Genomic DNA, 22,254 nt, shown 5'->3' on the forward strand with positions numbered 1-22,254 from the left:
TCATTCGAACGCCGCCGCCTCGATGTGTTCTTTGTCCGCCGATGACGCCTTGGCGCGCTTCGGCTGATGGATCAGCAGCAGCAACGGCATGGCCAGCAGGGTCAGGATGAACATTAGCCAGAAATTGTCGATATAGGCGATCATGCTGGCCTGACGTGACACTTCGCCATTGAGCATATCCAGCCCGCCTCCACCCTGGGCAAAACCACTGTCCATCAGGTTAGCATTGCCGCTGTTGAGAGACTGAACCAGGCCTTCGTGCGCGGCCTGGCTGTTGCCGACCTGGAAGGCCTGGACCATGGCGATGCCAATACTGGAGCCGATATTGCGGATCAGGCTGTAGATGGCCGTGCCTTCCGGGCGCAGATGGCCATCCAGCGTAGCGAACGACGCCGCAGACAGCGGCACAAAGACCAGCCCCATGCCTATGCCCTGAATGACGCCCGGCCAAATGATGTCGTGCTGCGACAGGACAAGCGTATATTGGCACATCATCCACAGCGAGACGGCGGTCAGGCCGAAGCCGGCGGCCAGGATCAGGCGCAGGTCGATTTTGCCGACCATACGCCCGACGACCAGCATCGCCGCCATGGTGCCAAGGCCCGACGGCGCCGTAACAATACCCGCGTCAACAGCCGAATAGTGCATGAGGCCCTGTAGCATCGACGGCATCAGGGCTCGCGTCGCGAACAGCACCATGCCGACGATGAAGATGAACAGAAGTCCCGTCAGAAAGTTGCGATTTAGCAGCAGGCGATAGTCAAAGAAGGTCTCGCCGGCAGGCCTCGTCGCGGTATGGATGATGAAAAAACCGAATGAAGTAAACGCGATAAGCGCTTCAATCCAGATTTCAGTTGAGGCAAACCAGTCGGCCTGCTGGCCACGGTCCAGCATCAGTTGCAGGGCGCCAATGCCCAGGCTCAGCGCGGTAAAGCCGAAGACATCGAAGCGGATGCCTTTGCCCGGCGGGCTTTTTGGGATGTACTTCCAGATGCCGAGGAAGGCCGCGATACCGATCGGCACATTGATGAAGAAGCACCAGCGCCAGTCGTAGGAATCGGTCAGCCAGCCGCCGAGCGTCGGCCCAAGGATCGGCCCAACCATCACCCCCATACCCCAGACCGCCATGGCCTGGCCGTGCTTTTCGCGCGGGTTGATATCGAGCAGGGTCGATTGCGACAGCGGCACCAGGGCGGCGCCGAACACGCCCTGCATCAACCTCGCCGCCACCATCTCGGTCATCGAGCCGGCAAAACCACAGAACACCGAGGCCAGCGTAAAGCCGGCGATCGAGACCAAGAACAGGTTCTTCAGGCCGAAACGGTCGCTCAGCCAGCCGGTCAAGGGCGTGGCGATCGCCGCAGCGACGATAAAGGAGGTCAGGACCCAGGTGACCTGGTCCTGCGAAGCATTGAGCGCGCCCTGCATGTGCGGCAGCGCGACATTGGCGATCGTGCCGTCGATCGCCTGGATGACCGTGGCCAGCATGATCGAAATGGTGATCATGGGACGGTTAATCGCACCGCCTGTATTTACGCTACTCATCAGGAAATCTCTATACGCGTCTGAATCTGTTCCAGTAAATGCGTCAGGTCAGCCAGCCTGTCGGCCGGAATGCCTTCAAGCAAGGTGGCGCGATAGGCTGTGGCGGCCTTGCGGACCTCGGCATAGGCCGCGTCCCCCGCCGGCTTCAGATGGATATGGCGGACGCGGCGATCGGTCTCGGACGCTACGCGCACTACGAAACCGGCCTTCTCAAGCCGGTCTATCATGGCGACCATGGTGGCGGGCTCGACGGACAATTGCGCGGCCAGTTCGGCCTGGGACGGTGGTGTGTCGGCCTTGGCGATCATGGCGATGGTCATCCAGCCGGCCTGCGACATGCCAAGGTGCTTCAGGCGCGCATCGAGTGCCACGCGCCATAGTCGGGCCGTGCTGTGCAAGGCGCTGGAAAAGCGTTCTTCGGGCGAACCTGTAGACATTAGCCACCTAATAGTTAGATGGCTAACTATTTACGCCTGACGTCTCGGCAATGCAAGTCCGCAGTTTACGGATTAAGCCGACAGCATCTTTTCAAAACGGCCATACGCCTGGTCGGATAACTTGACGCGCAGATGGACCTTGCCGTCCTCGTCCTCGAAACGATCGAGCACGCGGCCCTGGCTGTACAAAAACGCCAGCAGGTCGCCCTGCTGCGGCTCCAGCACGACGTCCATCTCCTCACCGGCGGCATCAACCAGCAGCGCGACCTTGGCCAGCAGCGCTTCGACGCCCTCGCCCGTCACGGCCGACACCGGCAGCGGCTTGTTGCCGGCGCGATCGGTAATGGCGCGCGCCAGCAGCACCTCTTTCGACTCTTCGTCGAGCAGATCGATCTTGTTCCAGACCTCGACCATCTTCGACCGGTCGAGTTCCGGCAGGATATGCCCCAGGACCTGCTCGACATCGGCCTTCTGAGCCTCGGTTTCCGGATTCGAAACGTCGCGGACGTGCAGAATCAGATCGGCCTCGATCACCTCTTCCAGCGTTGCACGGAAGGCAGCGACCAGTTCGTGCGGCAGGTCGGAAATGAAACCGACGGTGTCCGAAATAATCGCCGAGCGGCCATTGGGCAGCTTCAGCGTCCGCAGCGTCGTGTCGAGCGTTGCGAATAGAAGGTCCTTGGCGAACACTTCGGCACGAGTCAGATGGTTGAACAGGGTCGATTTGCCGGCATTGGTGTAGCCCACAAGCGCCACGATCGGATAAGGCACCTTCTTGCGCGCGGACCGGTGCAATCCGCGCGTGCGCCGCACCTCTTCAAGTTCTGCTTTAAGCAACTTGATCTTGTCGGCGATCATCCGCCGGTCGAGTTCGATCTGGGTTTCGCCGGGACCGCCGGTGGTGCCCGTGGCGCGCTGACGTTCCAGGTGGGTCCAGGTCCGCACCAGGCGCGAGCGTTCGTATTCCAGCCGCGCCAGTTCAACCTGCAGCTTGCCTTCGCGCGTGCGGGCGCGCCGGCCGAAAATTTCCAGGATCAGGCCGGTGCGGTCTACGACCTTGACCCCCAGGGCCTTTTCGAGATTGCGCTGTTGGATCGGCGTCAAGGCGCCATTGACGACACAAAGCGTCGCTTCAGCCTCTTCGCACAAGGCCTTGATTTCCTCGACCTTACCCTGGCCGAACAGGGTCGCCGGATTGATCTTGCGCACTCGCGCCGTCATTTGACCGACGATATCGAGATCAAGCGCCAGGGCCAGGCCCGTCGCTTCTTCCAAACGCGACTCTTCGAACCGGCGCGGGGCAGCGCGCTCGGCCGAAGAATGCGTGACAACATCCGGATCAACGACGATGGCACGCTCCGTTTCCGGAGCGTGTTCATGAAAGCGGTCAGTCAATGACAAAGTCCCCTTTGAACAGGGACGTTAGTCATCAGACTCGTCTTCCTGTTCGTACAATTGCACGGGTGCGGCCGGCATGATGGTCGAGATCGCGTGCTTGTATACCAGCTGGCTTTGGCCATCGCGTCGCAGCAACACGCAGAAATTGTCAAACCAGCTGACGATACCTTGCAGCTTCACGCCGTTGATCAGAAAAATGGTGAGTGGCGTTTTGGTCTTTCGGACACTGTTGAGAAACGTGTCTTGCAGGTTTTGTTTTTTGTCGTGGGACATTGGTGGCCCTTCTCGTTTGCTAAATATCGGGAGCAGAATACTCCCACACAGAACACAGATTCGCGCCCAGTACTGATCTTCGGAACGCGCATAACGATATTAGGCGTATGTGATCGCATTTTTCAACCGCACTGCGGCAAAAAATATTTTATACGCCGGCGGTACGCCGGGCCTTGTCTATGTACGAATCGCGCAGGGACAGGGCAACGGGTCCCGGTGTACCGGTGCCAATGACGTGACCGTCGATGGCAATGACCGGCAAAACAAGGCTGGTGGCGGCGCTGACGAAGACTTCGCGCGCGGCCTTGGCTTCCTTCAGAGTGAAGGCATCCTCGCGGATTTCAAGCCCGGAGTCTGCAATCACTGAAAGCAGATTGAGGCGCGTCACGCCGGCCAGAATATTGGCTTTCAGTGTGCGCGTGCGAATAACGCCGTCGTCTCCAACCATATAGACATTGGTCGAGCCGCCTTCGCTGACCAGACCATCGCGATCGACGAAGATGACCTCGGCGGCGCCCTGCTCTTTCGCCGCCTGTTTAGCCAGAACGTTCGGCAGCAGGCCCACGGTCTTGATATCGCAGCGACCCCAGCGAATATCAGGGCTGCTGATCGCCTTGACGCCGGCCTCCGCCTTGCGGGCGGCAGCGTCGCGATCGACCGGTTTCGCGGTAATGACGACGGCCGGTTTTACGCCCTTTGGGAAGACGTGGTCGCGCGGCGCGACGCCGCGGCTGACCTGGAGGTAGAGCATACCCTCGATGATGTGATTGCGGCGGACGACCTCTTGCAGGACGGTCAGCAGGGCCGCGCGTGGCATAGGCAGGGCGATGCTGAGTTCGCGCAATGACCGCTCCAGACGGGTCATATGGCCGTCGAGATCGGCCAGGCGTCCACCAAAGACCGACCAAACCTCATAGACGGCATCGGCGAACTGATAGCCCCGGTCTTCGATCGAAACGACGGCTTCGGCGGCGCGAACATAGGCGCCATTGACATAGGCGATACGGGGCATGGTGAGTCCTTTTGAGATCAAGGCCTCAATGACATTCCACCTCGCATCTGGCAACCATCATACTTAGTCGCGATAGGCGAAGGTGATTTCCAGCTCGATACTGACATTCTTGGGCAGCCGCGGTGTCGGGTAGGCCGTCCGGCTGTGCCGTCCCTTGTCACCGAATGCATGCACGAAGAGGTCGGAAGCGCCATCCAGCACTTCCGGCTGGTCGCGGAAATCATCCACCGAAGCGACATGGCCCGCCACGTGCAACAGCCCTTCGAAACGGTCAAAACCCGAAAGCGCCTGGTGAATGCGGCCGATGGCGTTCAACGCCGCCCTGGCCGCCGCAGCCCGGCCGTCGGCCAGCGACAACTCGGCGCCCAGTCGGCCGGGAAATGAACCCGGACCGTAGCCGGGCACCTGGGCGGCAAGATAGCCGGTGCCGCGCCACAGGCGATAGGGTTCGTAAGCACCGGCTGGCGCCGGTAGGTTGAGTGGCAGCTCAAGACTGCGCGCCGCCAGCTTTTCACGCACTGTTTCGGTAAACGCCTTCATCATGTCCTCCACGCAAAATTTGGCTTCCTTAGCAATATGGCCTATAGTTGCAGAAAGAACAGTACATACCTTTTGGTAATAATTAAGAATGTTTGAACCGGCCAACCCTTACAACCTGAATTGTCCGTCGCGCGACCTCCTCGATCTTGTCGGGGACAAATGGTCCATTCTGATTCTGTGCTGCCTGCAGCAGGGACCGGTACGGACAGGTGTCCTTATGCGGTCCATAGGCGGTATTTCACAGAAGATGCTGACCCAGGCCCTGCGCGGGCTTGAGCGCGACGGCATGGTTCTGCGCATCAGCCACCCGGAAGTACCGCCGCGGGTGGAATACCAGCTTACGGACCTCGGCCGCTCACTCAGTGAACTGGCCAGGACGATGGAGCAGTGGGTCGTTGCGCATTATCCAGAGATCATGGCACACAGGGCGGCGCATGCAGGCGCGGAACAAATGGCAGCCGTGAGCATGAGGCCTTAGCCCGCGTGACGTCAACAATCCGGTCCTAGGGGCTTGCCCCTAGTCTTCGTCTTCGGCACGGATGTGGGCCAGGCCCAGCGACTTCAGCTTGCGGTGCAGGGCCGAGCGCTCCATGCCGATGAAGTTGGCCGTGCGCGAGATATTGCCGCCGAACCGAACGATCTGCGACGACAGGTATTCGCGCTCGAAAACCTCACGGGCGTCGCGCAGCGGCAGGGCGATGATGCGCTCGGGGCGAATGGCACCGGCGACCGCTGATTCAACCACTTCCGACGGCAGCATCTGGGCGGTGATCGGCTCACTGGGCGACCCCGAAGCCAGGATCAGCAGGCGCTCGATATTGTTTCGCAGTTGACGGACATTGCCCGGCCATTCGTGGACCTGGAGCGTCGCCATGGCATCTTCGGAAAGTATGCGCTTGGGCAGGCCCTGCGCCGAGCTGATACGCTCGATGAAGTAGTTGACCAGTTCGGCGATATCACCACGGCGTTCGGACAAACCCGGTACGCGCACCGGCACGACGTTCAGACGGTGGAACAGGTCTTCGCGGAAGCGGCCGGCAGTGATCTCAGAGGCCAGGTCCTTGGAGGTCGAGGAGATGACGCGAACATCGACCTGGACATCCTGGACACCGCCGACACGGACAAAGCGCTGCTCGACCAGGACGCGCAGGATGCGGCTCTGGCTTTCGGGCGGCATGTCGGCCACTTCGTCCAGGAAGAGCGTGCCGCCGTGAGCGCGCTCGAACACGCCGATCTTGCGCGGCTTACCGCCCTCGCCCTCTTCGCCGAACAGTTCGACATCTAGACGTTCCGGCGTCATGCCGGCGGCGGAAATCGGCACAAACTCGCACTTGGCGCGCGGGCTGGCGTCGTGGATCATGCGCGCCACCAGCTCCTTGCCGGAACCGGCGGGGCCAGAGATCATGATGCGCGAATTGGCTGACGCGACCTTGGAAATGGTCGAGCGCAGGAGTTGGGCGGCCGCTGAATTACCGATCAGGCCGTCTGGCACGACCGCCTGGTTGCGCAGACGGCGGTTTTCCCGGCGCAGGCTGGTCAGTTCAAGCGCACGCTGAACAACCATGATCAAGCGCTCTGTCTTGAAAGGCTTTTCGATGAAATCGAAGGCGCCGCGCTTGATGGCGGTCACGGCGGTCTCAATCGTGCCGTGGCCCGAAATCATGATGCACGGAATATCCGGATCGAGTTCATGGATGACCCCCAGCAGTTCCAGCCCGTCGAGGCCTCCGCCCTGCATCCAGATATCGAGCACGCACAGCGACGGCTTGCGCGCCTTGATAGCCCGCAGCGCCGCATTGGAGTCCGCAGCCGTGCGCACGGCATAGCCTTCGTCCTCAAGGATGCCCGCGATGAGTTCGCGAATATCGGCCTCATCGTCAACGACCAGGATGTCAACGCCAGACGACAGTTTCATCATACCCTCATGAGTTTGGCGCCTTGGGCGCCGTCTTGGCTGTCAGCCGGAGCTTTTCCGGCTTGCAAACGCGGCAGGCGCAAGGTCGCGCGCGCACCGCTCAAATGTTCGGCGTCCGACAGGAAGAAGTCGCCGCCGTGGTCTTCCAGAATGCGTTTCACGATCGCCAGGCCCAGCCCCGTGCCCTTTTCACGCGTGGTGACATAGGGTTCGGTCAGCCGGTCGCGATCCTTTTCGGGCAGGCCGATGCCATCATCCTCGACCGTAATGGTCACAAAGTCCGGAGCCTCGGTCATTTCGACCCTGAGATGCCCCGCAGGCCCTTCCGGATTGCCGACCTCTTCGACGCCGCTGTCGCGCAGCAGGCGGGATGAAACGGCCTCGCAAGCGTTCTTGAGGACATTGCCCAGCGCCTGGCTGAGCATACGGCCGTCACAGACGACGTGCAGTTCCGGCAGGGGCTCTATGATGTCGATGGCGATGTCGGCGCGGGCAACGCGCTGGGCGAAGACGGCGGCGCGCACCAGTTCGGGCGCGTCCTCCTCGGAGAAGTTCGGCGCCGGCATGCGGGCGAAGGACGAGAACTCGTCGACCATGCGGCCGATATCGCCGACCTGTCTCACAATGGTATCCGTCAGGCGTTCGAAGGTTTCGCCGTCGGTGGCGATCTGGGCACGGTACTTCTTGCGCAGGCGTTCGGCCGACAGCTGGATGGGCGTCAGCGGGTTCTTGATTTCGTGGGCGATGCGGCGGGCCACATCCCGCCAGGCGGCGTTGCGCTGTGCGGAGATCAGGCGGGTGATGTCGTCGAAGGTCAGAACCGAGCCGCCGGTCTCAAGGCCGGAAACGCGAACGCGGACGCGACGGGTCTCGCCCTTGCGGACCAGGTCGACTTCCTGTTCCTCGACGCGGTGGACCGACACCTTGTCCAGAATCTCAGTAATTTCAGGGGCCAGGTCGCGGATATTGACACCGATGGCGTCGTCCGAGGTTACGCCCAGGAAGCTGGCGGCGTGGCGGTTGATCGCCGATATATGTTCGAAGCTGTCGATGCCGACGATTCCGGCGCTGATCTCCGACAGCACGGTCTCGATGAAGCGGCTGCGGGCCTCCGCTTCCTCACGCGCCGTGCTCAAGGCAAGCTGCTGGCTCTGCAGGTCGGACGTCATGCGGTTGAAGGCGCGCGACAGCACAGCAATGTCTTCGGACTGCTTATGGGTCATGACGCGCGCGTTGAGATCCCCTGAGGCTACCTTGTCGGCTGCCTGCACAAGCCGGGCCACAGGCGTGGCGATGCTTTCCGCCGACGACGTGCCGCCCCATATGGCGCCGATCAGCACCAGCAGAACGACCTCGACATAGGCCATGACGAACACGCCCTGGACCTGGGTCCGATTGCGCGCCGCGTCGTCATAGGCCCTGACGGCGCTTTTGCCGGCTTCCATACGACTGTAGAGCCCCGGCGGAAGCGGCTTTATCCCGTACAGGTAAAGATTCCGCCCGTTGTCGTATCCCTCCAGCTTGTACAGAAACCGCATGGCGTCCGCTGCCGGAATCTGAACCGACTTGGTCTTGTCGTTCACTTCCTGGATGACCTTCACCGGCGGCGCGACATAGGGAAGCGCATCGGGCTGTTCAGCGCGCGCCAGAATCCGGCCACTGTCATCGACAATGTAGATGGCGCTCAACTGTCCGCGCGTATCCAGCGTGCTTTTCAAAGCAATTGAGAAGGCCAGACGGTCGGCAAACAGCGCTCGCGCCCGCTCACCCTGAAGGGCCGCATGGATATAGTCCATCGAGGCGCCGACGGCCTGGTTATTGTCGTCCAGAGCGATAACGCCGATCTGGTAGCCATTCTCAACGGCACTGCGGACCCGCGTTTCGAACCAGGTATCGACGCCGCGATTGATCAACAGAAAGGCTGAGGCCACGACGATGGCCGGCAGGACCGCCGCCATGGAAAACAGGAACACATAGCGCAGGTGAAGACGCGCACCGGCATCCGCCCCGCGGCTTCGCGCCAGCTGGACGACACGCCGGACAACAATATAAAGCAGGCCCAACAGGAGGACGAGGTTCAGGCAGACAAGGATCAGCAGGTACTGGCTGGTCTGGGCGATCGGCGCGGTACCAGGGGTGGCTATGATCAGCCAGATGATAAAGGCTGTCGTCAGCAGCGACGCGCCATAGCCAACCGCCAGCAACAGCCGCTGCGTGCCCGTCGAATGGACGTTACGCAAACTGCGCCACAGGACCTGCCAGGAGTGCTTTCGAGCCGGGGTAGTCAATAGAGGCCGCAACCTAATCCAAAGTGCGTGGCATTTGCGCACTACTGTGTCTGAATATCAACAGGAATGTTGCGCGAATGTGTCAAATTCAGACAGCTATTGCGCGATCAGGCGGAAATCAGGGCCGTTATTTCGCGCATGATGGCCTGCGGATCGTCCATACGGCAGATTCGGCCCTTATCCTGGCGGCGCACGATCGGGTCGGGATGGTAGGCGCCGCCTTCGATATAGCTGCCGAGGTGCTTCTTGAACATTTTCAGCCCCAGTGAAGCACCATAGAAGGCAAGGCTGGCGTGCATATGCTCACACAGGATATCAGCCCACGCCGGCAAGGACATGGAATCCAGAGGGGAATTGTCATTGAGCGCCCGGTCAAGGCCGTGCGCCAGCCATGGCCGACCATAGATGCCGCGGCCAATCATGATGCCGTCGCCTCCCGACTGGGAAAGAGCGGTTCGAGCGCTGTCGATATCGACGATGTCGCCGTTGACGATAACCGGAATGCTGACGGCCGATTTGACGTGCGCCACCGCGCGCCAGTCCGCCTGGCCCTTGTAGAATTGCTGGCGCGTGCGGCCGTGCACGGTCACTGCTGCAACACCCAGGGCTTCCGCCCGGCGCGCCAGTTCGGCGGCATTGTGCGGCGCGTCCCAACCGAGGCGCATCTTGACCGTTACAGGCCGTGAGGTCGCCGACAGCGCCGCCGTCATGATCCTTTCGGCCTGGTCGAGATCGCGCATCAGGGCTGAGCCGCACAGCACGCCTGTGACCTCCTTGGCCGGGCAGCCAAAGTTGAGATCGACGATGTGGGCGCCGGACTGTTCCGCCAGGGCGGCGCCGCGCGCGATATGGACCGGATCGCGGCCGATCAGTTGCACGATCTTCAGGCCGTCGTGGTCGCCCAGTTGCGCCTTGCGTACCACGTCCGGACGGCCGTTTTCGAGTTCAGCACAGGCGACCATCTCAGTGGCGGCATAGGGCGCGCCCAGCTTGTGCGCCATACGGCGGAACGGCAGGTCGGATACGCCGGTCATGGGCGCGATCAGCACCCTGCCCGCCACCTCGACATCGCCTATTTTCAAACCCTTGGCACTCATGACGCCTCCATACACAAAACTGCCGTCGAACACCATGGATCATTGACCCGTGCGGCAAGCACTTCTAAACCCGGCCCAAGAGGCTCCGAAGGAAGATACCATGCCCGACGTCAGACTTGCCGAAACCGATGAAGACATCCGCCGCTGCTTTCCTGTCATGCAACAGCTGCGCCCACACCTGACGAGTGCCGACGAATTGCTGGAACGCGCGCGCCGCCAGATGCGCGACGCCGGCTGGCGCCTGGCCTACACGGAAGGCGATGGACAGGTCGCGGCGTGCGCGGGCTTTCGCGTCCACGAATGGCTGGTGTCAGGCCGCATACTCTATGTCGATGACCTGGTGACGGATGAGAATGCCCGCTCCGGCGGTCACGGCAAGACGCTGCTCGACTGGCTGAAGGACCTGGCCCGCAAGGAGGGCTGCACGCAGTTGCGCCTAGACAGCGGTACGCATCGCCGCCAGGCACACAAGTTCTATTTCCGCGAAGGCCTGACCGTCCAGGCTTTCCATTTCGAGCACGACCTGTGACGGCATTTCACGCCATCATCGTCGCCGGCGGCTCCGGCAGCCGATCGGGCGGCAAGAAGCAGTGGATGATGCTGGCCGGCAAGCCCGTCCTCGACTGGTCTGTCGAGGCCTTTGCCGAAGCCGGCGCCGGCCATATCGTCGTCGTCGTTCCGGCTGAGGACTTCGACACGGCGCGCGCGCGTTACGCTACGGTCGCCGTGGTCACGGTCGGTGGCGCCGACCGTGCGGGCAGCGTCGGCAATGGCCTCGACGCGCTGATGACAATGGCCGACCTCAATGATGTGATCATGATCCACGACGCGGCCCGGCCGTTACTAAAACCACATCATATCAACGCATTGTCCGAAAATCTTGAGAAATCGCGCGCGGCGATCCTGGCCCTGCCGGTGACGGATTCGCTTAAAAAGGGCGACACTGGCGTCATCACCGATGCACCGTCGCGCGACGGCCTGTGGCGCGCCCAGACCCCGCAGGCGTTTCGTCTTGGCGACATCGCCGAAGCCTATTCGACCTGGGACGGCGATATCGCCACCGACGAAGCCATGGTCGCCGCGTCTGCCGGCATCGAGGTCGCTCTGGTCGAAGGGGATCCGCACCTGCACAAACTGACCTACCCCTCCGATTTCGCTCTCCTCGAAGCCTTCATTCAACAGGACAAGCCCACCATGCAAACACGGATCGGCCAGGGTTTCGACGCCCACCGCTGGGGTGATGGCAGCAGCGTGTGGCTGTGCGGGATCGAAATCGCCCACGACAAGACTCTGATCGGCCATAGCGACGCTGACGCTGGCCTGCACGCCCTGACCGATGCCCTACTGGGTGCTGCGGGCCTGGGCGATATCGGTGACCACTTTCCGCCCACCGATCCGCAATGGAAAGGCGCACCCTCTGACCTGTTCCTGAAGCACGCTGTCGATCTGGTCGCGGCCAAGGGCGGCGAGATCGTCAATGTCGACGTGACGCTCATCTGCGAGCGCCCCAAGGTGAAACCGCATCGCGAAGCCATGCGCACACGCCTGTCGGAGATCCTGGGCATCACCATCGACCGCGTCAGCGTCAAGGCAACCACCACCGAAAAGATGGGCTTTACCGGCCGCGAGGAAGGTCTGGCGGCGCAGGCCGTCTGCGCGATCGCGTTTCCTGCCTGATCCTATAAACCCATGGAATTGCTAGGGTTTATTGCGAAGCATTCTCACCATTACGAGGCTTGAAAAGGGTTATTCGCCCGAATATATGCTGGTGGGTGAAGCATTCCCCCGAAACACTACAGATGAGAGGTCTGTCATGGCATTCGAACTTCCCCCCTTGCCCTACGCTGCCGATGCCCTTGAGCCGCACATGTCGGCCAACACCTTCAGCTACCACCATGCCAAGCACCACAAGGCCTATGTCGACAATCTGAACAAGCTGATCGCCGGCACCGAGTTCGAAGGCAAGTCGCTGGTCGAGATCGTCCAGGCTTCGGAAGGCAAGAATCCGGGCGTGTTCAACAACGCTGCCCAGGTGTGGAACCACACCTTCTTCTGGAGCTCGATGAAGAAGGACGGTGGCGGCCTGCCGACCGGCGAGATCGCCGACCGCATCAATAGCGACTTCGGCTCGTTCGAAGCTTTTGCCGAAGCCTTCAAGACCGCCGGCGCCACACAGTTCGGTTCGGGCTGGGCATGGCTGGTCCTCGGTTCCGACGGCAAGCTGAAGGTAACCAAGACGCCGAACGCCGAAACGCCGTTCACCAAGGGTGACAAGCCGCTGCTGACCTGCGACGTCTGGGAGCACGCCTACTATCTCGACTATCAGAACCTGCGCCCCAAATTCCTGGAAGTGTTCCTTGGCAACCTGGCCAACTGGGACTTCGCCAACCAGAACCTGGCCGCGCCGCTGCATCCGGGCGTGTAATCGCGACGGTTATTTGCTAAGAAAAGGCGGTCCAATCGGGCCGCCTTTTTGTTTTGGGGGAAAGATGTCCAACGCCCTGGCTCAGGAACTTGTCGGGTTGCTTAGCTCCCAGGGCAAGCACATCACCACAGTCGAAAGCTGCACCGGCGGCCTGGTGGCGGGCGCCATTACGGCGATTTCCGGCTCATCGGCCGTGTTCGACTATGGCTTTATCACCTACTCCAACACCGCCAAGACGCGTCTGGTCCATGTGCCCCAGGCCCTGCTGGAAACCCACGGCGCTGTCAGTCTGGAAGTGGCGCGCGCCATGGCCGAGGGGGTTTTGCGCGAAGCCGGCGCCGATATCGCGCTCAGCATCACCGGCATTGCAGGCCCTACGGGAGGCTCAGCGGAAAAGCCCGTCGGCATGGTTTGCTTTGGATTGAGCCGCAGCGGTCGCACGGGCGAGATCATCACCGAAGCCAGGGTCGAGCAGTTCGGCGCCATCGGCCGCAAGGCCGTACGCGAAAAGAGCGTGGAACTGGCGCTGAACTGGGCGCTGACCGTACTCAAAAGCTGAAGCTTAGCTGTCCACAGGTGCAGGTAGGCCGGTTATCGCAGGGCAAACATTGGTAAGAAAAAGCTCATACGGCAAACGCATACGCGTGACGCTGCCGATATTTTCCGTCAAATATCCGATAGCTTTAGTTTCCGTCGCGTCTTCTGTCTTGTAGTGCTTTAGCGCCTTGCGAAACACCTGTCGTGCGTCGGTATAGCCGTCATAAGCGAGCTTTGCTTCCGAGCACCCCTTGACCTTGTCACCAGATCCAAAGGCTTCGTTAGCGGCTTTGGCTGACGGGTTTGCAACCGTCATGATGATCTTCATCGAATCTTCAATGGCCTGACCGAATACGCTCTTTTCTTCGGCGGTTGCCATAAGCGGAAGGACAAGCAAGGAGACAAAAAGCAGAGCAATCTGCACCATCACGCCGTCTTCGGATAAAGCGTTTCGGCGCGGCCTTCGAAACAGGCCATCAGCTTGGATACGGCCTTGTCGAAATTGGCCTTGAGGAAACCGGTCAGGAACGGGTTCTTGAATTCAAAATCCATCTTAAGCGAGGCGCGGCAGCCCTTTTCGGCCTCTTCAAATTTCCACTCGCAATTCAATTGCTTGAACGGGCCTTTTAAGAGGGTGATCGAAATAGTGCGATTGTTGGCGTCGCGCGTCACCCGCGTTGAAAAGCGCTCGGACAGGAACTTAAACCCAACCCCCGCCTCCGCGTCAAAGCGCGTCACGCCTTCGGACATCAGAATACGATTGCTCACCCGCATCGAGGTGATCCAGGGGATATAGTCCGGATACTTTTCGACGTCGGCGACCATCTCGAACAGCTTGTCGGCGGCGAACGGCAGCACCCGATCGAAACTGACCTTGGTCATTATTTGGCCTTTGCAGCTCGGGCGGCGCGCAGACGTTCAAAGTCCTCACCGGCGTGGTGCGACGACCGGGTCAGCGGCGACGACGACACCATCAGGAACCCCTTGGCGCGCGCGATGGCTTCATAGGCCTTGAACTCGTCAGGCGTCACGAAGCGGTCGATGGCGGCGTGCTTGCGCGTCGGCTGGAGATACTGGCCGATAGTGATGAAGTCGATGCCGGCCGAGCGCATGTCGTCCATGACCTGCATGACCTCTTCGCGCGTTTCGCCCAGGCCGACCATGATGCCCGACTTGGTGAACTGCTGCGGATCGCGTTCCTTGACGCGCTCGAGAAGGCGCAGGGAGTGATAGTAGCGCGCGCCCGGACGGATCTTGAGATAGTTGCGCGGTACGGTTTCAAGATTGTGGTTGAACACGTCCGGCTTGGCGTCAATGACGATTTCGGCGGCGCCATCCTTGCGCAGGAAGTCCGGGGTCAGGATTTCGACGGTGGTCTTGGGCGATTGCGCGCGAATCTGGCGGATGACCTCGGCAAAGTGCCAGGCGCCGCCGTCAGCCAGGTCGTCACGGTCGACCGAGGTGATAACGACGTGCGACAGCTTCATCAGCGCAACGGTTTCACCAACACGGCGCGGCTCATCGGTGTCCAGCGGTTGCGGCAGGCCGGTCTTGACGTTGCAGAAGGCACAGGCGCGCGTGCAGGTGTCACCCATGATCATGATGGTCGCGTGGTTCTTCGACCAGCACTCGCCGATATTCGGGCACGCAGCCTCTTCGCACACCGTTACCAGCTTGGCGTCGCGGACGATCTTTTGCGTTTCGTTATAGCCGGGCGATCCGGGGGCGCGCACGCGCAGCCATTCGGGTTTCTTCTGGATCGGCGAATCGGGGCGGTTCTGCTTTTCAGGATGACGCAGCTCACGGGGGCTGGCGTCGACGCGGTTTATAAGGGTGACCATGGCTCAACTGCTTGTGCGGGCACACGTCTGCCCCACATCTAATTGGGCGTATTGCCTGAATTTATCAAGTCAAATCCGCTGTTGCGCGACGACATGACGCGTGAAGAAACGTCATGAGAGCATGATGCGTTTTTATCAAACCGCCATCATGCTCTCAGCTTTTGCTTCGTCGCGATATGCCAAAAACCGTTGCACACTTTTTGGCATATCGCTTTTGACTGTCGCTTGCCGGTCATAGCGGGATATCAGAATCTCGGTTATAGATAACGCATGTCTTCGTCCTTCCGATCATGGCTAACCGTCGCCGCGCTGGGCCTTGTCCTGACGGTTGGCGCGTGCTCGAAGCCGGGGCCTGCGGAAAAGCAGCCGGGACAGGCCTTTCTCGACAGCCAGATTCCCCCTGGCCTGTCGCCGCAATACTTTCCGCCGCAAGGCTTTGTCTGGGGCGGCTACCGTAGCGGCTCACTACCTGAAGCGCGCTATGGCGTCGCCTCTCCTCCGGTCAATCCGCGCGCCCAGGTCCTGATCCTAGCCGACGCCGACTATCCGGCGGAGACCTATTTCGAACTGACCAACCAACTGCTCGATGCCGGCTACGGCGTCTGGTTGTTCGAAGTGCCGGGCCAGGGCGGCGCCGGCCAGTATTCCGGCCAGAAACAAGCGGTCTTTACGCGCACCTACCGCGACGGCCAGATGGCGGTCGTCGGCTTCATTCGCGACATCGTGCACCCTTCCGCCGACAAGCCTTTGTTCATCGTCGGCACCGGCTATAGCGCGCTCAACGCCCTGTCCCTGTCGACGACCGCCAAGGACAGGACGCTGGCCGGATTCATCGCCTACGCCCCCTATCTGGGCCAGGACATCAAGGCCGGCACGGAATGGCACAGCACCGATGTCGCGACCGGCTACTGGGACGGCATCGCCCACGCCTGGCGCGCGTCTAATCCGGACCTGCGTTTGCGCGTCAAGAGCCAGCCGTGGCGCGAACAGATGCATAAGGCCTATTCCGACCTCAACAGCCTACACCTGCCGGTCATCTCGCTGACGGCGCCATCCGCGCCTGTGGTCGTCATCGAACCCAGGGACACGACGCAGTCCGCCACCGTTGCGGCCCTGTGTGCGCGCATCTCGCAGTGCCGTGTCGAAACGACCAGCGGCCCGGATACGCTCGGTGAAGACGTCGCTGCCTTTATCCGCAACGCCCGTCCGGCCGCAAAATAGCTGCCGGCTAACCGGGACTTAAACATTCCGTGCGACGATACCGGTTCAAATCGCTACCGGAGACACCATCTTGTCCGTCCTCAACCGCCTGAAGGCGGACATCGCCGGCAATACCGCCATGATTTTCGCCATCTGCCTGCCGGTCGTCCTGGCGGTCGTGGGTGGTGCCATCGACTTCAGCCGTATGACGCAGTTGCGCATGGAGCTTCAGGATGCAGCCGATACGGCCGCTTTGGGGGCCATCGCCGTCAATTCCAGCGGTTACAAGGCCGGCGGCAATATGGGGGGCAATGGCGCGGTGCCAGACGGCGTCACCCAGGCGCTGGCCATCTTCAACAGCAATGCCCGGCCGCACGGCGAACTTACGGGCGTCTCTCCGTCTGCCACCGTCACCAAGACGGGGCAAACCCTGACGGCGAATGTCAGCGTCACCGCCAATTACAAGCCGTTCCTGCTCGGCCTCGTCGGCTTTACCAACATGCCGATCACCGTGAACTCGGTGTCGACGGCCGGGTTGCCGCCCTTTATCAATTTCTACCTGCTGCTCGACAACAGCCCGTCCATGGGCGTCGGCGCCACCACGGCTGACATCAACAAGATGGTCGCCAACACCCCTGACAAATGCGCCTTTGCCTGCCACCAGCTGGACAAGCCCGGCAATGACTACTACGCCAAGGCCAAGGCTCTGGGCGTCACCACGCGCATCGACGTCGTGCGCCAGGCGACGCAGAAAATGATGACGACTGCCAAGGCCAGCCAAACCACGCCCGGCCAGTACAGCATGGCCATCTACCACTTCGGCATGGCGGCCGACGCCATCGACCAAAAGAAACCTGAACCTTATCTCGTCAGCGCCCTGACGACCAATCTCGACACGTCTGCCACCAATGCGGCGGCGATCGACCTGATGACCATCCCCTATCAGAACTACAATTCCGATCGCCAAACTAACTTCAAGTCGATGCTGCAGGGGATGAACAACATTATCCCGGCGTCTGGTGATGGCACCTCGGCCCAAAAGCCCCAACAGGTCCTGTTCATGGTGTCGGACGGCGCCAATGATGGCTACGACTGCGCCTATTCCAACGGCGGTACCTGCCGGCGTATCACGCCGATCGATCCTCAGCAGTGCCACACCATTAAGGCGCGCGGCGTTCGCATCGCGGTCCTGTACACCACCTACCTGCCCCTGCCGACCAACGCCTTCTACAATTCGCACCTGGCCAAATACCAGTCGCAATTGGCGACCGATATGGAATCCTGCGCTTCGCCCGGCCTGTTCTTTGAGGTCAGCCCCAGTGAAGGCATATCCGACGCCATGTCGGCGCTGTTTACCCGTGTCGTGTCGGTGGTGCGCATCAGCAACTAGGCGCGTCGCGATACGATTTATGAACGCAGTTCAAAATAATTAGCCCGAAATAGATTCAGGCCTTTACCGCCCCTTCGGATCAGCTATTATGACCGAATGTTACGACCCATCCCGGTGACGGAGGGCCGTTTGTTCGGGCGGACAGGATCGCGGGCGATGGCTCACGGCGGCCGCTCTCTGAGGGGAGTGCCTGCGCATGAAGCGCGAGCTGGACGCCAAGGCGTTTGAGACACCGCTGTTTGAAGCGCTGGTCCAAGCCAGACACCGTTACGGCGGAACCAAGATCATTATCGAAGATCAGGACCGCAAACCGCTCGACTACAACATGTTCATCGCCGGCAGCTTTGCCCTGTCGCGGCTGCTAGAGCGCCATATCGGCGATGAGAAGCGCGTCGGTTTGATGCTGCCGACCTCCATGGGCGGCGCCCTGTCCTTCTGGGCCATGCACGCGCTCGGACGCGCACCGGTGATGATCAATTTTACCGCCGGCGTAGCCAATATCCGAGCAGCTATCCAGGTTTCGCAAATTAAAACAGTGGTTACGGCCCGGCGCTTCATCGAAAACGCCAAGCTGGAAGAGCTGGTCGAAGCGATGGGCGCCTGTGTCCGCATCGTTTATCTCGACGATATCCGCAAGGAAATTACCCTGGCCGACAAGGTCTATGCCTTTGTCGCCTCCAAGCTGCCGCGGATGTTCGCCAAGAAGGCCACACCGGACGATATCGGCGTCATCCTGTTCACCTCGGGCAGCTTCGGCAGCCCGCGAGGTGTCGTCCTCAGCCAGCGCAACCTGGTTGCCAACTGCCGCCAGATCGCGGCGCATATTGCGCTCAAGCCGGAATGGGTCGCTTTCAACCCAATGCCGATATTTCATTCGCTGGGCCTGACCGGCGGCGTTATCCTGCCGCTTCTTGCCGGCCTGCGCAGCTTCCAATACCCATCGCCCCTGCACGTCAAGCAGATCCCGCCGCTGCTGCGCGAATCGAAGGCGTCGCTTTTGTTCGCGACCGACACCTTCATCAACCAGTATGCCCGCCAGGCCGAGCCCGATGATTTCAAGACCTTGGAGTTCGTCGTCTGCGGCGCCGAAAAAGTGCGCAACGAGACGCACGAGCTGTTCAAGACCCAATTCGGCGGCGTGCCGATCCTGGAGGGCTATGGCGTGACCGAATGCTCGCCAGTGGTCGCCGTCAACTATCCCGACGACAACCACTTCGGCACGGTCGGCCCGGTCCTGCCCGGCATCGAAACGCGCCTCGACCCGGTCGAGGGTATCAAAGAAGGCGGACGTCTTTTTGTCAAAGGCCCCAACGTGATGGCCGGATATATTAATCCAGAAACTCCGGATATTATCGAAGCGCCGAAAGACGGCTGGCATGACACCGGCGATATCGTCACCTTTGATGACTCGGGCTTCATCAAGATTCTCGGCCGCGCCAAGCGCTTCGCCAAGATCGCGGGCGAAATGGTGTCACTGACCGCCGTCGAGCGCCTGGCCGAAGAGGTCTGGCCCGACAACCGCCACGCCGTCGTGGCCGTCGCCGATGACAAGAAGGGCGAGCGCCTGGTGCTGTTCACAGACAATTCCGATGCTGAGATGAGCCGCCTGGCCACTTGGGCCAAGGAAAACGGCACACCCTCATTGGCCGTCCCCAAAAAGATCCTGAAGGTCGAAGCCGTTCCTGTCCTGGGCTCCGGCAAGACCGACTATGTCGCCCTTCAGAAGCTGGCCGAGGTTGAGTTGCAGGCCGCATAGCGGTCTGCGGCAATCACGCATATTGACAGCTTAGCGGCGGCAACGTAAGCGCGGGACATGGCCGTAATGACGTACAGAGCAGCGAAGGCGGAGGTCCGTTTCTGGGCCTGCTTCGCCGTGGTCATGGCCCTGCTCTGCCCCTTCCTGTTCCCGGTCCAGGTGTCGGCGCAAGCCATGTCTGGCTTTATGTTATGCGTGGAACAGGTCAACGCGCCGGCCGTTGCCGACACTGTGGCCGCGCAAAAGATCGCCAACGCTTCCAAGACCAAAGGCTATCAGGGCCTGAAATGCGCCGACTGTGTCCTGGCCTCGCTGACCGCGATCGCCACACCGTCACCGCAAATCGTTCCGGTCGTCTACGTCACCGAGTATGTCAGTCTGACGCCGGCAGCCAATGCTACCACCGTCCGCGCCCGCGCGCCGCCGCGCCCGCATTCCTGCGGCCCACCGTCCGAAATCTGAAGTCCCTCGCCCGCGCAGGATGTGATCCCGCGCGCCTGACTGCTTTCTGATTTTCGGTTCTCCCATGTCCAAAATGTCTACCCGCACCTTCGTTGGCGCCCTGCTCGTCACAGCCTCCGTCCTGCCCTTCATTCCTTTTTCCGCCGATGCAGGGGAAGTAGACGATCCGTCGACCGTCATCGTCACCGCCCGCCCCGATCCGCTCGACCCACCCGCCGTTAAATCGACCCGCGCGCGCCTGTCGCGTACGCCTGGCGCCGTCGCAGTGGTGGCGCGTGAAAACTTCGACAACAGCTATGCCTTGGGCCTGTTCGATACGCTGAAAGACGTCTCTGGTGTTTTCGCACAAAAGAAATCAGGCGAGGACGGCCGCTTTTCGATCCGCGGCTCGGGCATCGGCAATTCGGCCCACAATCGCGGCTCGTGGCTGGCGATCGACTGCATCCCGGTCAACCAGGCCGACGGCTCGGGCGATTTTCAGGAGATGGACCCGCTCAGCGTCCGCTATATCGAGGTCTATAAGGGCGGCAACGCCCTGCGCTTCGGCGGCGCGCAACTGGGCGGCGCGGTCAACTACGTCACACCCTCGGGCCACAATGCCGGCTATCGCAGCCAGTTGCGCGTCGAAGGCGGTTCGTTCGGCACCCTGCGCGGTCACGCGGCCTATGCGGACGTCATCGGCGACTACGATCTCTATCTGTCGGCGACCGTTACCAAAGCCGACGGCTGGCGCGACAACACGGCCCAGGAAGCCCGCCGCGTCACCGCCAATATCGGCCGCAGCTTCGGCGAAGGCCGCTCCGTCCGCCTGATCGTCCAGGCCAACGATGTCGAGCAAGGCATTGCCGGTGGTTTGACGTTGAATGAGGCGCTGAACACGCCGACCATTACCGCCGCTGCCAACTACCCGGCCCTGCACTATGGCCGCAACATGCAATCCGTCCGCGCCACCACTCAGGCCGACTGGAAGCTGAACGATAACTGGCAGTTACAGGTTGGCGTTTATGCGGCGTGGAAGGAACTGATCCACCCGATCTCAATCTACATCGACTACACCTATCAGAATTACGGCGCCTTCGCCCGTCTCGATGGCAAGGGCACCTTTGCCGGCCGCCCTGCCGATGTCTTCGCCGGCATCAACTATCGCGCCGGCCTGACCGACGCCAACGTCTTCGTCAACGCGAACGGCCAGCCCGGCAACCTGACCGGCCAGTCCCGCCAGAATGCTCAAAGCATCGATCTGTTCGGCGAAGGCCGCGTTTTCGTCACCGATAAGCTGGCAGTCGTCGCCGGCGGGTCCTATGGCTGGACCGAGCGCGACTACAGCAACCTGCTCAACCACGCCAACGACAAGAAAGCCGATTTCGACTGGTTTGCGCCGCGCATCGGCCTGCTGTGGCAGAACGAACAGGGCCATCAGTGGTTCGCCAATATCACGCGCTCGATCGAGGCGCCGACCTATGGCGCCCTCGTCCAGACGCCGCTGCCGCAATTCACGCCGGTCGATCTGCAGAAGGCCACCACCGTCGAGGCTGGCCTGCGCGGCCGCAATGCCAGCCTGGCGTGGGATGTGGCGGCCTATCGCTCGGCGATTACTGGCGAGATGCTGAACTTCATCGTCACGCCGGATGTGCCGGCCGCGACCTTCAATGCCGAAAAGACCATCCACCAGGGCCTCGAAGCCGCGCTCGACTGGTCGTTCGCCAAGGTCGGTCCGTGGAGCTACAGTCTCCGCCAGACCTACACCTGGTCGGACTTCCATTTCGATGGCGACAAGACCTATGGCGATGCCCGCCTGCCCGTCATCCCGGAGCACTATTATCGCGCCAGCCTGACGGCTTCGGCAGGCGGCTGGCGCATCACACCGGCGGTTGAGTGGACGCCGTCTGACGTCTGGGTCGACTATACCAACACTACCAAGGCGCCAGGCTACACCGTCTGGAACCTCAGCCTGTCCAAGCGCTTTGGCTACAATATCGAAGTCTATGCCGATGCCCGCAATCTCGCCGACACGCGCTACGTGTCGAACGTCAACGCGCTGACCAACTTCGCTTCGGTGGCCGCATCGTCGCGCAAGGTCTTCTGGCCGGGCGAAGGCCGCGCGCTGTTTGTCGGCATTCGTCTGACGGGGAAATAGG

At 61.3% G+C, this 22,254-nt stretch carries 22 protein-coding genes; 10 read left to right on the forward strand and 12 right to left on the reverse strand.

Annotation, left to right across the window (positions count from 1 at the left end; all coding sequences use genetic code 11):
• The 6 genes from AC1DON_RS15790 to AC1DON_RS15815 form a co-directional block, all read right to left on the reverse strand.
• The gene (locus AC1DON_RS15790; protein ID WP_476935766.1) at positions 1-1,545 is read right to left on the reverse strand and encodes a DHA2 family efflux MFS transporter permease subunit; all 1,545 of its coding nucleotides are present in this window, start codon (positions 1,543-1,545) and stop codon (positions 1-3) included.
• Positions 1,545-1,982 (reverse strand): MarR family winged helix-turn-helix transcriptional regulator, encoded by a 438-nt coding sequence (locus AC1DON_RS15795; RefSeq protein ID WP_476935767.1) that lies wholly within the window; start codon positions 1,980-1,982, stop codon positions 1,545-1,547. Before AC1DON_RS15795 ends, AC1DON_RS15790 begins: the two co-directional genes overlap by 1 nt.
• A 72-nt stretch (positions 1,983-2,054) precedes the next feature.
• Entirely contained in the window at positions 2,055-3,377 is a 1,323-nt protein-coding gene (gene hflX, locus AC1DON_RS15800; protein ID WP_476935768.1) for a GTPase HflX, read from the reverse strand.
• Between the two features lie 27 nt (positions 3,378-3,404).
• Entirely contained in the window at positions 3,405-3,653 is a 249-nt protein-coding gene (gene hfq, locus AC1DON_RS15805) for an RNA chaperone Hfq (RefSeq protein ID WP_192620155.1), read from the reverse strand.
• Positions 3,654-3,801: 148 nt separating this feature from the next.
• Positions 3,802-4,665 carry a D-amino-acid transaminase gene (locus tag AC1DON_RS15810; RefSeq protein ID WP_476935769.1) on the reverse strand — a complete coding sequence of 288 codons (864 nt, stop codon included), beginning with the start codon at positions 4,663-4,665 and terminating at the stop codon, positions 3,802-3,804.
• Between the two features lie 63 nt (positions 4,666-4,728).
• Entirely contained in the window at positions 4,729-5,205 is a 477-nt protein-coding gene (locus tag AC1DON_RS15815; RefSeq protein ID WP_476935770.1) for a RidA family protein, read from the reverse strand.
• An 88-nt stretch (positions 5,206-5,293) separates the two neighbouring features.
• On the opposite strand from AC1DON_RS15815, the gene AC1DON_RS15820 reads away from it, so the two are divergent.
• A complete protein-coding gene (locus AC1DON_RS15820) occupies positions 5,294-5,683 on the forward strand; it encodes a winged helix-turn-helix transcriptional regulator (RefSeq protein WP_476935771.1) in 390 nt (129 codons plus the stop codon).
• A 39-nt stretch (positions 5,684-5,722) separates the two neighbouring features.
• Here the strand turns inward: AC1DON_RS15820 and ntrX are convergent, their stop codons facing one another.
• From ntrX to AC1DON_RS15835, 3 genes are all read right to left on the reverse strand, one after another.
• Positions 5,723-7,120 (reverse strand): nitrogen assimilation response regulator NtrX, encoded by a 1,398-nt coding sequence (gene ntrX, locus AC1DON_RS15825; RefSeq protein WP_476935772.1) that lies wholly within the window; start codon positions 7,118-7,120, stop codon positions 5,723-5,725.
• Entirely contained in the window at positions 7,120-9,360 is a 2,241-nt protein-coding gene (locus AC1DON_RS15830; RefSeq protein WP_476935773.1) for a sensor histidine kinase NtrY-like, read from the reverse strand. Before AC1DON_RS15830 ends, ntrX begins: the two co-directional genes overlap by 1 nt.
• 155 nt (positions 9,361-9,515) lie before the next feature.
• Positions 9,516-10,505, reverse strand: coding sequence for a tRNA dihydrouridine synthase (locus tag AC1DON_RS15835; protein WP_476935774.1), 990 nt, complete (start codon positions 10,503-10,505; stop codon positions 9,516-9,518).
• Between the two features lie 100 nt (positions 10,506-10,605).
• Between AC1DON_RS15835 and AC1DON_RS15840 the strand changes: the two genes are divergently transcribed.
• From AC1DON_RS15840 to AC1DON_RS15855, 4 genes are all read left to right on the forward strand, one after another.
• A complete protein-coding gene (locus AC1DON_RS15840; protein ID WP_476935775.1) occupies positions 10,606-11,034 on the forward strand; it encodes a GNAT family N-acetyltransferase in 429 nt (142 codons plus the stop codon).
• Positions 11,031-12,182, forward strand: coding sequence for a bifunctional 2-C-methyl-D-erythritol 4-phosphate cytidylyltransferase/2-C-methyl-D-erythritol 2,4-cyclodiphosphate synthase (locus AC1DON_RS15845; protein ID WP_476935776.1), 1,152 nt, complete (start codon positions 11,031-11,033; stop codon positions 12,180-12,182). The genes AC1DON_RS15840 and AC1DON_RS15845 overlap by 4 nt, the downstream gene beginning before the upstream one ends.
• 136 nt (positions 12,183-12,318) lie before the next feature.
• Positions 12,319-12,930, forward strand: a complete 612-nt coding sequence (locus AC1DON_RS15850; protein WP_476935777.1) for a superoxide dismutase — start codon at positions 12,319-12,321, stop codon at positions 12,928-12,930.
• Between the two features lie 64 nt (positions 12,931-12,994).
• Positions 12,995-13,489 (forward strand): CinA family protein, encoded by a 495-nt coding sequence (locus AC1DON_RS15855; protein ID WP_476935778.1) that lies wholly within the window; start codon positions 12,995-12,997, stop codon positions 13,487-13,489.
• A 3-nt stretch (positions 13,490-13,492) separates the two neighbouring features.
• On the opposite strand, the gene AC1DON_RS15860 is transcribed toward AC1DON_RS15855, so the two are convergent.
• The 3 genes from AC1DON_RS15860 to lipA are packed head-to-tail and all read right to left on the reverse strand — an operon-like array spanning position 13,493 to position 15,308.
• Complete coding sequence (locus AC1DON_RS15860; RefSeq protein WP_476935779.1) at positions 13,493-13,894, reverse strand: hypothetical protein; 402 nt, start codon at positions 13,892-13,894, stop codon at positions 13,493-13,495.
• Positions 13,894-14,349 carry a type II toxin-antitoxin system RatA family toxin gene (locus AC1DON_RS15865; RefSeq protein WP_476935780.1) on the reverse strand — a complete coding sequence of 152 codons (456 nt, stop codon included), beginning with the start codon at positions 14,347-14,349 and terminating at the stop codon, positions 13,894-13,896. Before AC1DON_RS15865 ends, AC1DON_RS15860 begins: the two co-directional genes overlap by 1 nt.
• Entirely contained in the window at positions 14,349-15,308 is a 960-nt protein-coding gene (gene lipA, locus AC1DON_RS15870) for a lipoyl synthase (protein ID WP_476935781.1), read from the reverse strand. The genes AC1DON_RS15865 and lipA overlap by 1 nt, the downstream gene beginning before the upstream one ends.
• Positions 15,309-15,578: 270 nt before the next feature.
• Here lipA and AC1DON_RS15875 point away from each other — a divergent pair, with 270 nt between their 5' ends.
• The 5 genes from AC1DON_RS15875 (at position 15,579) to AC1DON_RS15895 (ending at position 22,253) form a co-directional block, all read left to right on the forward strand.
• Positions 15,579-16,529 carry a serine aminopeptidase domain-containing protein gene (locus AC1DON_RS15875; protein ID WP_476935782.1) on the forward strand — a complete coding sequence of 317 codons (951 nt, stop codon included), beginning with the start codon at positions 15,579-15,581 and terminating at the stop codon, positions 16,527-16,529.
• A 70-nt stretch (positions 16,530-16,599) separates the two neighbouring features.
• Positions 16,600-17,898, forward strand: coding sequence for a TadE/TadG family type IV pilus assembly protein (locus AC1DON_RS15880; RefSeq protein ID WP_476935783.1), 1,299 nt, complete (start codon positions 16,600-16,602; stop codon positions 17,896-17,898).
• Between the two features lie 196 nt (positions 17,899-18,094).
• Entirely contained in the window at positions 18,095-19,654 is a 1,560-nt protein-coding gene (locus tag AC1DON_RS15885) for an AMP-binding protein (RefSeq protein ID WP_476935784.1), read from the forward strand.
• A 66-nt stretch (positions 19,655-19,720) separates the two neighbouring features.
• A complete protein-coding gene (locus AC1DON_RS15890) occupies positions 19,721-20,116 on the forward strand; it encodes a hypothetical protein (RefSeq protein ID WP_476935785.1) in 396 nt (131 codons plus the stop codon).
• Positions 20,117-20,180: 64 nt separating this feature from the next.
• Complete coding sequence (locus tag AC1DON_RS15895; protein ID WP_476935786.1) at positions 20,181-22,253, forward strand: TonB-dependent receptor family protein; 2,073 nt, start codon at positions 20,181-20,183, stop codon at positions 22,251-22,253.
• The last annotated feature ends 1 nt before the right edge of the window (position 22,254 follow it).

It is taken from the genome of Asticcacaulis sp. P4_H10 (assembly GCF_056400965.1).